General features: G+C 53.2%; 14 protein-coding genes. 3 read left to right on the top strand and 11 right to left on the bottom strand.

All coding sequences use genetic code 11. The features are described from left to right. Positions 1-8: 8 nt before the first annotated feature. From P4S53_RS12610 to P4S53_RS12600, 3 genes are all read left to right on the top strand, one after another. Entirely contained in the window at positions 9-863 is an 855-nt protein-coding gene (locus P4S53_RS12610; RefSeq protein WP_337112935.1) for a GGDEF domain-containing protein, read from the top strand. 75 nt (positions 864-938) lie between these two features. After that, positions 939-1,148: a YaeP family protein gene (locus P4S53_RS12605; protein WP_337112934.1), complete on the top strand. Its 210-nt coding sequence runs from the start codon at positions 939-941 to the stop codon at positions 1,146-1,148. Next, positions 1,145-1,333, top strand: coding sequence for a DUF4250 domain-containing protein (locus P4S53_RS12600; protein WP_337112933.1), 189 nt, complete (start codon positions 1,145-1,147; stop codon positions 1,331-1,333). Before P4S53_RS12605 ends, P4S53_RS12600 begins: the two co-directional genes overlap by 4 nt. Before the next feature lie 71 nt (positions 1,334-1,404). Here P4S53_RS12600 and P4S53_RS12595 read toward each other — a convergent pair whose 3' ends face one another. From P4S53_RS12595 to P4S53_RS12545, 11 genes are all read right to left on the bottom strand, one after another. Continuing rightward, entirely contained in the window at positions 1,405-2,754 is a 1,350-nt protein-coding gene (locus P4S53_RS12595; RefSeq protein WP_337112932.1) for a sodium-dependent transporter, read from the bottom strand. 171 nt (positions 2,755-2,925) lie between these two features. Further along, entirely contained in the window at positions 2,926-3,237 is a 312-nt protein-coding gene (locus P4S53_RS12590) for a c-type cytochrome (RefSeq protein ID WP_337112931.1), read from the bottom strand. Positions 3,238-3,307: 70 nt separating this feature from the next. Continuing rightward, a complete protein-coding gene (tilS, locus tag P4S53_RS12585) occupies positions 3,308-4,618 on the bottom strand; it encodes a tRNA lysidine(34) synthetase TilS (protein WP_337112930.1) in 1,311 nt (436 codons plus the stop codon). Between the two features lie 165 nt (positions 4,619-4,783). Next, positions 4,784-5,743, bottom strand: a complete 960-nt coding sequence (gene accA / locus P4S53_RS12580) for an acetyl-CoA carboxylase carboxyl transferase subunit alpha (protein ID WP_192017586.1) — start codon at positions 5,741-5,743, stop codon at positions 4,784-4,786. Positions 5,744-5,799: 56 nt separating this feature from the next. Next, positions 5,800-9,279 carry a DNA polymerase III subunit alpha gene (gene dnaE, locus P4S53_RS12575; protein WP_337112929.1) on the bottom strand — a complete coding sequence of 1,160 codons (3,480 nt, stop codon included), beginning with the start codon at positions 9,277-9,279 and terminating at the stop codon, positions 5,800-5,802. Positions 9,280-9,364: 85 nt separating this feature from the next. After that, positions 9,365-9,982 (bottom strand): ribonuclease HII, encoded by a 618-nt coding sequence (gene rnhB, locus P4S53_RS12570; protein WP_337114478.1) that lies wholly within the window; start codon positions 9,980-9,982, stop codon positions 9,365-9,367. Positions 9,983-9,995: 13 nt separating this feature from the next. Then, entirely contained in the window at positions 9,996-11,156 is a 1,161-nt protein-coding gene (gene lpxB, locus P4S53_RS12565) for a lipid-A-disaccharide synthase (RefSeq protein WP_337112928.1), read from the bottom strand. 1 nt (position 11,157) lies between these two features. After that, complete coding sequence (lpxA, locus tag P4S53_RS12560; RefSeq protein WP_337112927.1) at positions 11,158-11,946, bottom strand: acyl-ACP--UDP-N-acetylglucosamine O-acyltransferase; 789 nt, start codon at positions 11,944-11,946, stop codon at positions 11,158-11,160. Then, on the bottom strand, positions 11,943-12,398 hold the full coding sequence (gene fabZ / locus P4S53_RS12555) for a 3-hydroxyacyl-ACP dehydratase FabZ (protein WP_161444710.1): 456 nt from the start codon (positions 12,396-12,398) through the stop codon (positions 11,943-11,945). The genes lpxA and fabZ overlap by 4 nt, the downstream gene beginning before the upstream one ends. Positions 12,399-12,500: 102 nt before the next feature. Further along, positions 12,501-13,529 carry a UDP-3-O-(3-hydroxymyristoyl)glucosamine N-acyltransferase gene (gene lpxD, locus P4S53_RS12550; protein ID WP_337112926.1) on the bottom strand — a complete coding sequence of 343 codons (1,029 nt, stop codon included), beginning with the start codon at positions 13,527-13,529 and terminating at the stop codon, positions 12,501-12,503. Positions 13,530-13,738: 209 nt separating this feature from the next. Then, positions 13,739-14,248, bottom strand: a complete 510-nt coding sequence (locus tag P4S53_RS12545) for an OmpH family outer membrane protein (protein ID WP_337112925.1) — start codon at positions 14,246-14,248, stop codon at positions 13,739-13,741. Between the last annotated feature and the right edge of the window lie 5 nt (positions 14,249-14,253).

The raw sequence follows: 14,253 nt of genomic DNA, 5'->3' as shown, positions 1-14,253 counted from the left end.
TATCAGTCATGGATCCAATTATCTGGCACAAAAAGCAAACCGATACCAGCCGAACCCGCGCCAAGCCGCTGGGTGCGGATCAGCGCTTGCTTATCCTGCAAAAAATGCAGGGCAAGCCTGAGCTGTCTGTGCTGCTGGAAGTCTTTGCGCTTGAAGTTGAGAAACAGATTGATATCAGTCGCATGCTTTGGCGCCATGAAACCACCACCACCCTGATACGCCACGGGCAAGGTACAGACAGTCGCCAGTGTTTTGCCCTGCGCTATGCTGATCATTCTCTGGGGGAGATCCAGTACGACACACCTTATGCGCTGGATCAGGATGAAATTAACCTGCTTCATACCTACCACAGGCTCCTGGCCGGGCCGTTATTCAGTGCCATAGAGTATCGCCGGATCAAAGAAATGGCGATGCGGGATCATCTGTCCGGCCTGCGTAACCGCAGTTGTCTGGATCAGGACATACTGCATGCCATCGCCATGAGTGAGCGCCGCCAGGTTGGCCTGGTGCTTTTATTGTTTGATCTGGATAACTTCAAGCAGGTCAACGATAAATATGGTCATCTGGATGGCGATAACGTGATCCGCCGTTTTTCATCGATCCTGAAGCAATCAGTCCGCACCTCCGACCGATGTTACCGCATGGGCGGAGACGAATTTGTCCTGTTGCTGCAACCGGCCTCGGAGCAGTCTGCCCGCAAGGTCATTCACCGCGTGATGACGCGGATCGATCAGGACCATACCCTGCGCAGCCTGGATATAGGTACCTCGATTGGCGCCACCCCTTACCGCCGCGGCGATACGCCGGTCAGTTTATTAGAGCGGGCCGATCGCCAGCTCTACCAGCACAAGCGCTCGAAATAGCCCGCTTCGCTCGATTTCAATAACCGTTAGCGGTAAGCTCTGACTCATCTTTCGTGACCATATTCAGGAGACACTATGAAAGTCGCTGACTGCTGCGAGCTTGTCCGTCAGAGTTACAGCCAGATTGGCAGCGGAGATCAGGGCTATATCCCTGCCGCGATTGCCTGTGCCGTACGTGCCTTAAATAACGTTGCCGCCAGCGCTGAGGTGCCGCAGGCCATCCGGGAGCAAGCTGCTTTTGCCGCTGCGAATTTATTGATCAGTGATCACGAGGACGCGCAATGAATCTGAAAACATTCGCCACCATGGATCCTGTCATGCTGATGAGTATCGTCAATATGAAGCTACGCGATGAGTTTGGCGATCTGGACGCTCTGGCCCGTTATTACGAGATTGACAAAGATAAACTGATTGCCAGGCTGGCTGCCGCCGGGTTTGACTATTTGCCCGACGCCAGACAATTTCGCTAAGTCCCCCACAAAAAAACGGAAAGCCAGGCTTTCCGTTTTTGTATGGTACATGATGTTCTCAAGCAGCAGAGTTAACTGAAAGAAGACACCAGGACCGCGATGACCAGCACAGGGCAGACAAACTTCAGATACACAGGCCAGATTTTCCAGAACAGCGACTTCTCCAGTTCCGGGCTGCCAGCGCTCAGCTCTTGCAGTTTACGGTGACGAGACCATACCCAGCCACCAAACACAGTGAACAGCAAGGCCGCAACAGGCTGGAAATACTGGGTGGCTATGGTCGCCACCAGGCCAAACAGCTGACCGAAGTTAAAGATAATCACCGCACTGAATACCGCAATCACCCCGCCCAGAACCCAGCTTGTCGCTTTACGGTCCGTTTCAAAACGTTCACTGACCAAAGCCACCGGGCACTCCAGCATTGAAATCGAAGAGGTCAGCGCCGCAATGGTCATTAAGACAAAAAACACCAGTGCAATCAGCTGACCGGCAAAGCCCAGGCTGTCAAACAACAGCGGCAGTACAGTAAAGACCAGGGTATCCGACCCCAGCAACGAACCGTCATCAGCGTATATCGCCACCCCTTTCTGCATGGCCACAAACATCGCCGGCAACACCACCAGACCAGCGATAAAGGCCACCGCCGTATCCACCAGGGTCACGCTCAGTGCCATTTTGGGCAGACTCTCTTTCTTGCTCAGGTAAGAGCCGTAAATCAGCATGGAGCAACCGCCGATCGTCAGGGAGAAAAAGCCCTGGCCCATTGCTGCCAGCAGCAGCTTAGGTTCCAGTACCTTACTGAAATCAGGGATCAGGTAATGCTTCAGACCGTCCATTGCGCCATCCTGGGTCATGATGTAGACAAACATCAGCAGGAATAGCACAAACAGTGCCGGCATCAGACGGGTTGACCATTTTTCAATCCCCTGCTTCACCCCGCTTTGTACGATCAAAATGGTCAACAAGTAGAAGATAGCCGCACCAAACAGGTTACGGGAAACAGAAAAACCTTTCAGCCAGGCGGTGACATCAGCCATCCCCAGAATATCGGTCACAGCCGCCAGCAAAAAAGTCACCAGCCAGCCGGCGACTATGCTGTAGAACGCCAGCACCAGACAAGGCACCATCAAGCCAATCCAGCCCACCAGCGCACCCGCACGCTTGGCCGTCGGGTTATCGCTCAGGCTGCGCATACTGTCTACCGGGTTCGCCTGACCATAACGACCAATCGCCATTTCAACGATCAGCATAGGGAAAGCCACCACCAGAATCATCAAAAGATAGACCAGCAGGAAAGCGCCGCCGCCATTACTGGCCGCTTGAGTGGGAAATCCCCAGATGTTACCCAAGCCCACCGCTGCGCCTGCAGCCGCAAGAATGAATCCCATCCGTGAGCCAAAATGTTCGCGTGTTCCTGCCATGCTTTCCAATCCTAACGTATCAGTGAACTAGTACAATATATTTATTGGAGAGTTTTATCAATGCCAGCGAATCCAACTGGTCAAGATTGCAGCAACAAGAAGATTGTTTAATCTCGAGGAGAAAGAAAGGGAATTTATCCGCCCGGCCGGGCCGGGCGGATACGGTGGCTATTACTTCATTTGCGAGAAGTAAGCCGCCAGATTATCAATATCGGTATCACTCAGCATTGCAGCCTGCGGCTGCATCAACATGGCATTGCCACCATTGCGTTCTTTACTCTTATAGGCTTTGAGGGCATTCACCAGATACTGCTCATTCTGGCCTCCCAGGTTGGGATAACCCGGAATCACCGCCTTACCGTCAGCCCCATGGCAAGCGGCACAAATAGCGGCCTTTCCCTTGCCGGCTTCTGCATCACCAGCAGCCATAACAGGCAGTGAAAATAGTGTTGCAGCCAGTGTCAGCGTCATTGCTTTTTTCATAAGATCCTCATTATTTTACTTATATCGACATTCAAACACTGCCTGACTATCTACATTCCTGACCCCGGTGTCAGTGTAGGTGATCACACTTCCAGACGAACTCGCATTCATTGCCTTCAAAGCCTTCGACCACAAATAAGCCCGCCACCGCGGCCAGTTTATCGCCATAAAACAGCAAGGGGGTCTGACGCCGACGCCAGCTGGGCACCCCATACTCCTGAAACAGCTTCTTCAGCTTGCGGCGACCTGCACGCCCCAATGGTTTTACCTGCAAGCCGCTGGGATCAAAAGCGACCCACACCCGCTCATCCGGCTCAGGGCTGCGCAGATGTCCGCCAGACAGACTGCTGAGTGTGATCACCCCCAGCGAAGCCGGTAGCGGGCAAGGGGTATCCGGGGTGATCTCCCGGCGCCATTCTGTCACATCCTGCCGGGGCCGGACCGCATACAGACGAGACTGAAAGCGGCGTATGTCATATCCGTGCAACGACACGCGTGGGTTCGCATCTTCCCGGGCCTGACAGACCGCCAGCCAGATTTGTTCCAGCTGCGCTTTGGAAGGAACAGGCAGGTTCTGGTGCTGCAGCCAGAGACGCACCAGCGCTCTGCCCAGTGTCTCGTCCGTCACTGTGCTCAGATCGATGCTGCCGTCTGGCGCACTCATCTGGTGAAGTTTGTCGGCCAGCAAGGATTCCAGCAATGACTGCTGTTCGCCACACAAGGTGGCACTTCGTGCTGCAGCCTGCCGTAATCCCGGCCAGCGTGATGTCAGAGCCGGCACAATATCCAGCCGCAAAAAATTGCGGTCAAAGCGCCTGTCCTGATTGCTCTCATCGTCCACCCAGTCCAACTGATGCGCATTGGCATAGGCGTGCAGCTCGGCACGGCTGACATCCAGCAAAGGGCGGATGTGTGAGCCATTGGCAAAGGGCTTTATCTCCGGCATGGCCGCCAGACCGGCAGGGCCGCTGCCGCGCTTTAACGCCAGCAAAACCGTTTCCAGCTGATCGTCGGCATGTTGCGCGGTCAGGAGGTACTGCTGAGACTGAACATAGCCCGCCAGTGCACCATAGCGAGCTTCTCTCGCAGCTTGTTCCAGACTGATACGGCTTCCCGACGGCACACTGACGCGCTCGCAGTGAAAGGCTACCGCATCGCTCTCCGCCCAGGCTGCGCACTGCGCTAACCAGCGATCCGCATTCGGGCTTAAGCCGTGATGCACATGCACAGCAAGCGCCTGATAATGCGGATGCTTTTGTAGAAACCGACTCAGAAGATGCATTAAAACACGGGAATCAAGTCCGCCGCTGAGCGCAAGAACCAGCTGGGATGGCTGCGGGCAAAGGCGCAAGAGGGTGTCAGAGAAATGAGTCAACAGCATAAATGTCAGTAATTCTGCTCTGTGGTCTGTGGCAATAGCGCTATCTTATCTCAGTGCTATGTCAGGTGTTAGTACCGCTTTGAGCCCGTGTATACCAAAGGCGCGCAGCAGATAGCAAAACGGGCCGCCAGTGGCGACCCGTTGAACCGTATCCGGAACTGGTTATCAGCAGTAGCCGTAACTCAGCAAACGCTGATAACGACGCTCGCGCAGGCTGTCATCATCCAGACCTTCCAGATCGTTCAGTGTATTGAGCAGTTGCTGTTTGATCCGCGAAGCCATGACAGGCACGTCACGGTGCGCACCGCCAAGAGGCTCTTCAATGATGTTATCAATCAGACCCAGCTCTTTCAGACGATTGGCCGTCATACCCATCGCTTCTGCAGCCTGAGGGGCTTTATCAGAATCACGCCACAGAATCGACGCACACCCTTCCGGGGAGATCACGGAATAAGTCGAGTATTGCAGCATGTTCACGCAATCACCGACACCGATCGCCAGTGCACCGCCCGAACCGCCTTCACCGACCACATTACAGATCACAGGCACGCTCAGACCGGCCATAACTTTCAGGTTCATGGCAATGGCTTCAGACTGACCGCGCTCTTCGGCACCGACACCTGGGTACGCGCCTGCGGTATCAATAAACGTAATGATTGGCATGCGGAAACGCTCAGCCATTTTCATCAGGCGCAATGCTTTACGGTAGCCTTCCGGTTTAGGCATACCGAAGTTACGCAATACTTTCTCACGGGTCTCGCGGCCTTTCTGATGGCCAATCACCATCACCGGACGACCATCCAGACGGGCGATACCGCCGATCAGGGCTTTGTCATCGGCAAATGCACGATCACCGGCCAACGGATCGAATTCAGTAAAGATATGCTCGATATAATCCAGCGTATACGGACGCTGCGGGTGACGGGCCAGCTGTGCGACCTGCCAGGCGCCCAGATCGCCAAAAATCTTTTTGGTCAGTTCCAGGCTTTTTTGTTCAAGCTGTGCAATTTCTTTGTCCAGATCAACCGAGGCCGATTTATCACGGTGCGAGACATCGCGCAGTGCTTCAATTTTGGCTTCTAGCTCGGCAATAGGTTGTTCAAAATCAAGGAAGTTCAGGCTCATACCACTTGTAATCCTTTGTCCATTGTTAGCAACCTGTCTGACAGGTGCCGGACTCATTAATTAAACTCAAATTCGACTTGCTGCTCGCCCAGTAACACTTTGAGATCAGTGATTAAATCATCACTTGGCGTTATCCGCCACTCTGTGCCAAGGGTAAGTTTAGCGCGTGCATTCGAACGCTGATAATAAATATTCACCGGGACAGTGCCTGCCCGATGCGGCTCCAGCGCTTTGCTGAAACGCTCAAAAAATGTGTGATCAATCTGCCCTTCAGTCAGCGAGATAGCAAGACCCCGCAGGTGCTTTTCTCTAGCGTCAGAAATATCAAGGACTTCACGTGCCGACATTTTAAGGCCCCCATTGAAATCATCAAAGCTGACCTGTCCGGAAACGACCAAAATCCGGTCTTTTTCAATCAGATCGAGATATCGATCCAAAGCATCGGAAAACAACATGACTTCCATGCGCCCAGACCTGTCATCTAAGGTCAGTACCCCAATCCGGGTGCCGCGCTTGGTTGTCATAACCCGGGCAGCAATGACCAAACCGGCAATCGTCACTACCTTATCACGCCCTGTCGGGTGGGCGTCTTTCAGGCGCCAGGTCACATAGTGCTTGAGCTCGCGCACATAACTGTTGATCGGATGACCGGTCAGATACAAGCCGAGCGTGTCCCGCTCTCCTTCCAGCCAGATTTTCTCTGGCCATTCCGGAATATTGGCGTAGGCTTTTTCTACTTCTTCCGGCGCCGCAGTCAGCACGCCGAACATATCAGCCTGACCGAATGCCTCGGCCTGATGGTGCTGGCCAGCGGCTTTCAGCGCGTCGTCCAGTGTGGCCATCATCGCCGCACGGTTGGGCCCGAGACGATCCATCGCACCGGCTTTGATCAAACGCTCCAGAACGCGTTTGTTGACCTTCTTGGTGTCTATTCTGGCACAGAAATCAAATAAGTCCTTAAAGTGACCGCCTTTTTCCCGTGCCGCAATAATATTTTCGATCGGGCCTTCACCGACCCCTTTAATCGCGCCAATACCATAGACAATGGCGCCTTCATCATCAACGGTGAAACGGTAAAGCCCTTTGTTAACATCCGGCGGCAGCATCTGCAGGTTCATGCGCTGGCACTCTTCCACCAGACCGACCACTTTATCGGTATTATCCATGTCGGCGGTCATGACCGCAGCCATGAACTCAGCCGGATAATGCGCCTTGAGCCACAGCGTCTGGTAGGACACCAGCGCATAGGCGGCTGAGTGCGATTTGTTGAAGCCGTAACCGGCGAATTTCTCTACCAGGTCGAAGATCTTCATCGCCAGTTCGCCGTCGACCCCGTTATTCACGGCGCCGCTTTCAAACGTGGCTCGCTGCTTGGCCATTTCTTCCGGTTTTTTCTTACCCATAGCACGGCGCAGCAAGTCCGCACCGCCCAGGCTGTAACCGGCCAGCACCTGGGCAATCTGCATGACCTGTTCCTGATACAGGATAATGCCGTAGGTCGGTTCCAGAATCTCTTTCAGCGATTCATGCTGATAAGTGGCATCGGGATACGAGATCTCTTCACGACCATGCTTACGGTCGATGAAGTTATCTACCATGCCTGATTGCAGCGGGCCCGGACGGAACAGAGCCACCAGTGCGATCATGTCTTCAAAACAGTCTGGCTGCAGCCGCTTGATCAGATCTTTCATGCCGCGCGATTCAAGCTGAAACACAGCGGTGGATTCTGAGCGCTGCAGCATAGCGAACGATTTCTGATCCGCCATTGGGATCGCCGCAATATTCACCGGCGGTTTGCCCTGCGCTTCCAGGCGCGGGTTAATCATGCCCAGTGCCCAGTCAATAATGGTCAGCGTACGCAAGCCCAGGAAGTCGAACTTCACCAGTCCCGCTGTTTCGACATCGTTCTTATCAAACTGCGTGACCGGATGATTGCCTTCTGCGTCACAATACAGCGGGGCGAAATCTGTGATGGTCGTCGGCGATATGACCACCCCACCGGCGTGTTTACCGGCGTTTCGGGTGACCCCTTCCAGAACCCGGCACATATCGATCAGATCTTTGACTTCTTCATCGGCTTCGTACACTTCGCCCAGCTGCGGCTCGGCTTCAAAGGCTTTGGCCAGTGTCATGCCCGGCTCGGCCGGAATCATCTTGGAAATGCGATCGACAAAACCATAAGGGTGGCCCAGTACCCTGCCCACATCCCGAATCACGGCTTTAGCCGCCATAGTACCAAAGGTAATAATCTGGGATACCGCATCCCGGCCGTACATTTCGGCCACGTGATCGATCACCTGATCCCGCTTATCCATACAGAAATCGATATCAAAATCAGGCATGGATACCCGTTCCGGGTTCAGGAAACGTTCGAACAGCAGATCAAACGCCAGCGGATCGAGATCCGTGATATCCAGCGCATAAGCGACCAGGGATCCTGCACCTGAACCCCGTCCCGGGCCGACAGGTACACCGTTTTCCTTCGACCACTGGATAAACTCCATGACGATCAGGAAATAACCGGGAAATCCCATCTGGTTGATCACTTCCAGTTCAATGTCCAGACGCTCGTCGTATTCAGGGCGGCGGGTTTTGCGCACTTCTTCATCCGGAAATAAGAATTCCAGACGTCGCTCCAAACCTTCCTTCGATTTCAGAACCAGGAAATCTTCCGTCGTCATATCACCGGTCGGAAAGTTTGGCAGGAAATACTCCCCTAGCCGGACCGTCACGTTACAGCGCTTGGCAATTTCTACTGAGTTTTCCAGTGCTTCCGGAATGTCGGCGAACAGCTCGCACATTTCCTCTTCACTGCGCAGATATTGCTGAGCACTGTAATGTTTGGGACGGCGGGGATCGACCAGGGTATAGCCATCATGGATACAGACGCGGATTTCATGAGCATCGAACTGATCCGGACTGATAAAGCGCACATCATTGGTTGCCACCACAGGCAAGTCTGCTTGCGCGGCCAGTTCAATGGCAAAGTGCAGGTACGCTTCTTCATCCGGCCGGCCGGTACGGACCAGCTCCAGATAATAACTGCCGGGAAAGTGTTGCTGATAAAAGGCCACACAGCGATCTACCGTCACCTGATTGCCTTTGAGCAAGGCTTGCCCGACATCACCGGTTTTGCCACCAGACAACAGGATCAAGCCCTGCTTCTGCTCTACCAGCCAGTCCCGGTCAATGACAGGCATATGCTGGACATGCCCGCGTTGATAGGCGCGGGATATCAGTAATGTCAGGTTTTTATAACCGTCATTGTCTGCCGCCAGAACCGTCAGATCAGACAGCTCATCGCCATTCTCATCGCTGCGTACTTTAAAATCCGCACCGATAATAGGCTTGACTCCCGCGCCATGGGCTGCGAAATAGAATTTCACCAGGCCGCACAGGTTAGTGAAATCTGTCAGGGCCATTGCGGGCATGCCCAGCTCTGCCACTTTCTTGACCAGAGGTGGGACCTTACTCAGGCCGTCGACCATGGAAAAGTCACTGTGGATGCGCAGGTGTATAAAGCGTGGTTCTGCCATGATGATGTCGTCAATTCAGCGGTTAAGACACAAACAGAGGTTGAGTCTAAAATGATTTTTCGTCAACGCAAGTGCCCGAAAGCCATTACTTCAAATTTTGCGCAATTCGCTCTCGAACTGGCTTAAAACTCTTACGGTGCTGGTCAATCGCGCCGTGTTTTTCCAACGCCGCAAAGTGTGCTTTGGTTGGATAGCCTTTGTGCTGGGCAAAACCATAAGCGGGAAACAGGGCATCGAGCGCTTCCATTTCTCTGTCACGGGTCACTTTCGCCAGAATTGAGGCAGCACTGATTTCTGCCACCCGCATATCACCTTTCACCACGGCCTGTGCCGGCACAGGTAACGATGGCACACGGTTGCCGTCGATCAGGACATAATCAGGTTGCACAGACAGGCCAGCCACCGCGCGCTGCATCGCCACCATCGTGGCCTGCAGGATATTCAGCTCGTCAATCTCGTCCGGCTCACAGCGGCCTAAAGACCAGCTCAGTGCTTTTTCCTGAATTTCGTTAAACAGCGCCAGCCGCTTTTTCTCGCTCAGCTTCTTCGAGTCAGCAAGCCCGACAATGGGGTTGGCCGGATCGAGTATGACAGCGGCGGTTACGACAGCACCGACCAGCGGCCCACGGCCAACCTCATCCACACCCGCGATCAACCGGGCATCCGGATATACAAAAGGTTCGTATTGCATCATGTGCTTCACTCTGTCCGGCAGATTAACACCGGTCACTACCAGATGACTTGCCGATTAGGGTCAGCACGGCTTCGGCGGCCCGTTTGTCCGCATCACAACGAATCAGTTGGTGCAGCCGGGTAAATTCGGCCATCAGTTCATGATTGTCCGCCGTCAGGCTCTGTTCCACCGCTGCAGCCAGTTTTTCTGGCACACACTCATCTTGCAATAATTCAGGCACCAGTTCCTTGTCCGCCAGAATATTGGGCAATGACACATATTTGGTCTTGAGCATGCGTTTGGCCAACCAGGCTGTGAGCGGTTTGACTTTATAGCCCACCACCATAGGACGCTTCACCAGCATACACTCCAGCGCCACGGTACCGGAAGCCAGTAACACCGCATCTGACGCCGTCATGACATCGCGGGCGGTATCATCAACCAGAACAAAATCCAGTTCGGGCGCCGTCGCCTTCCAGGCCTGTTCAAACTGCTCCCGGCGTTTGGGATTCACCAGCGCCACCACAAAACCCAGCTCAGGTTGTTTCGCTTTCAGCAACTGGCAAGCCTGAATAAACGGCTCTGCCAGCAGACCCATTTCACCGCCACGGCTGCCGGGTAACACGGCCAGCCAGCGTTTATCGCTGTCCAGTCCCAGCTTTTGCCGGGCCGCAGCTTGGTCTGTCTCTAACGGAATGGCATCCGCCATGGTATGACCGATGAATTCACACGGAACGTTAAATTTATCGTAAAAGGCTTTTTCAAAGGGCAGGAAGGCCAGAACCAGGTGAGTCGCGGCTTCAATTTTGAAGATCCGCTTCTGCCGCCAAGCCCAGACCGACGGGCTGACATAATGAACGGTTTTAATCCCCTGACATTTCAGGTCTTTTTCCAGACGCAGATTAAAATCAGGTGCATCAATGCCCACGAAGACATCCGGCGGATTAGCTGAGAAATATTTCACCAGCTCGGCTTTAATGTGGAACAGACGAGGCAGCCGACCGACAACCTCGACGATCCCCATGACCGCCAGCTCTTCCATGTCAAACAGAGCTTCGCAGCCCAGCGCCTGCATGCGCGGTCCTGCAACACCGACAAACTCGGCATCCGGATACCGGGCTTTGACCGCTTCAATAAAGCCGGCCCCTAAAATATCGCCGGAGATCTCCCCGGCGACGATTCCAATGCGAAGAGGCTTGCTCATATCAGCGAATAATTCCGCGTTCGGTATTGTTCAGCGCATCCAGCAACAGGCCAACTGAAGGCCAGTCTTTCGCCATCTCTTCCAGTACCGGCTTCACCTCGGCCTGCGTTTTACCTGAACGGTAAATCTCTTTATAGGCACGACGCAGCGCATGGATTTCTGGCTTTTCAAAGCCATTACGCTGCAAACCCACAATGTTCAGTCCGAACGGTGTCGCATGGTTACCCTGGGCCAGTACATAAGGCGGCACATCCTGCACCACGGCAGAACAGCCACCGACATAGCTGTACGCACCCACATTACAGAATGGATGAATGGCTGACAGCGCCATCACGCCGGCGTAATCACCGACCACCACATGGCCGCCCAGAATTGAGTTGTTACCAATATGGGTGTGATTACCTATCACGACATCGTGAGCAACGTGGGCATTGACACACAGCAGGTTGTCATCGCCAACAATCGTGACGCCTTTATCCTGGACCGTGCCGCGATGGATCTGTACGCTTTCGCGGATCACATTGCGATCACCAATTTCCAGACGCGTCGGTTCACCGTTGTATTTCTTGTCCTGGCACTCTTCACCAACAATCGCATAAGGAAAAATGCGATTATCTTTGCCAATCGTGGTCGGGCCTTTGATCACAACGTGTGACATGATCTCGTTACCGTCGCCAATTTCGACATCTTTGCCGATGTAGGTAAAAGGGCCAACGGTCACATTGGCTCCGATTATCACACCGTCTTCAATCACCGCCGATGGGTGAATTTGTGCTGTTTCGTGAATCATGAAAACTCTCGTCTCGCGCATTTCAACTCAGCAGAACACACAACATCGCCGTCCACTTTCGCAATACCATTAAACATGGCAATACCGCGGCGCTCTTTCAGGAATTCCACTTCAATCACCAGCTGGTCACCAGGGCCAACGGGTTTACGGAATTTCGCATTATCAATGCTGGCAAAGTAATACAGTTCATTTTCAGCCGGCGCACCAAAGGTTTTAAACGCCAGCAAGCCTGTGGCCTGTGCCATGGCTTCAAGAATCAGTACACCAGGAAAAACAGGCATTTTCGGGAAGTGGCCGGTAAATTGCGGCTCATTGACGGAAACGTTTTTAATCGCTGTCAGTGTTTTGCCTTCTTCGAAGTTCACAACACGATCAACCATCAGAAAAGGATAACGGTGCGGAAGAAGAGCTTGGATCTCGGTGATATTCAGCGTTTTGTTTTCGCTAGTCAAAACTGCATTCCTGTCTAAAAAGTTAATAAAGCGCCGGACAAAAACGTAAGCGGCCTACGCGCTCAATGACGCAGGCCCGAAGCGGCAAATAAGAACGAAAAACTACTGACTATCTTTTTCGAGTTTTTTCTCTACAGATTTCAATCGCTTATTCATTTCTTCAATTTTCAGTACACGTGCCGCCGTTTTACGCCATTCCCGGTTAGTCTGTAGTGGGATACCGGATGAATACACGCCAGGCTCAGTAATCGGTCGCATGACCATTGCCATACCTGTCACAGTCACACCATCGGTAATTTCCATATGGCCATTGAACACACTGGCTCCGCCAATAAAACAATGTTTACCGACTTTCAGACTGCCTGCCATGACCGTGGCGCCTGCAACCGCAGTATTTTCACCAATGGAAACGTTATGGGCAATCTGGCACTGGTTATCAATGATAACACCATCAGCGATCAGGGTATCCTCAAGCGCACCACGATCAATAGTGGTACAAGCTCCGATCTCTACTCTGTTGCCAATCCGCACCGTGCCCAGCTGAGGAATTTTTTGCCACTGGCCTTTTTCGTTCGCATAGCCAAAGCCATCAGAGCCAATCACTGTCCCCGACTGAACCAGGCAGTCATCGCCCAGCACAACATTGTGATAAATACTGACATTGGCCCACAGCTTAGTGCGACTGCCAAGGCGCGCACCTTTACCGACAAAGCAACCGGGCCCCACCTGAACATGATCGCCCAGCACCACACCGGATTCGATCACGGCATTATGGCCAACGGCGACGCCCTCACCCAGAATGGCGTCAGGGGCAATATAGGCTGATGGCGCAATGTCGACCGCACTGGCTGGTGTGGAATCGAGCCACTGAGCCACTTTGGCGTAGGCCAGATAAGGGTCTTTAACGATCAGTGCATTTCCGTCGAAATATTCAGCATCAGCCGGTGTCAACATCACCGCTGTCGCCTTGCACGCTTGCAGGTGCTGACGGTATTTACTGCTGGAAAGGAAAGTGATCTGGCCGGAGCCTGCCTGGCCCAACCCTGCGATTGCTGTGACTTCGGCCGCTGCGTCACCACGCAGCTCCGCACCTAATTTTTCTGCTAATGCAGCAAGCGTCAATGCAGCCATTATTTACCTTAATATTTCGTTTTGTACGTACTGCGCCTTATTATCTGCGGAGTAAGAGACAATGCAAAGGGATAACGCAGAAACGCCCACAATTTGAACAATGTTCACATAATAATGTCATTTTGGATACCAGGAGCAAATACACCCGACGGGCCTTGATTCCCTTCCCGGTGTACTCACTCGCTAGCACTCAGTGAAACAAGCGCAGCTTATTTCACTGCTGACATCACTTTCGCAGACAGATCATCTTTCGGGTTGGCAAACAGAATTGCCTGACCATCAACGACCATATCGTAGCCTTCACGTTTCGCCACATCCTGAATCGCTGTACGCAATTTCATGGCCAGCTTTTGCTGCTCTTCCGACGCGCGACGCGCCTGATCTTCCTGCAGGGCACGCGCTTTTTGCTTGAACTGGCCATCCAGCGTCTGCAACTCATTTTGCAGTTTAGACTTGTCGCTGGCACTCATCAGCTGACCATCACGCTTGAGCTTTTCCAGCTTGGATTTGATATTGGTTTCCAGAGAGCGCAATTCTGTGACCCGTCCCTGAAACTCATTACGCAGCTTATCCTGCAAGTTGTAACGCTGTGCCAGTTGCGCCATGGCTTGAGCCGTAGCAACGTAGCCTACCTTCTCAGCCGCTGCCGCAGCCTGGGTATACAAAGATGATGAAAGAACGACCAGGCTAAGACCGGCTGCTTTAATCCACTGTTTCAAAGGCT

The sequence above is a fragment of the Photobacterium sp. Hal280 genome, assembly GCF_037162255.1.
Lineage (GTDB): Bacteria > Pseudomonadota > Gammaproteobacteria > Enterobacterales > Vibrionaceae > Photobacterium.
Note: the sequence above shows the minus strand (reverse complement) of the source record. Positions and strands in the feature narration are given on the sequence as shown.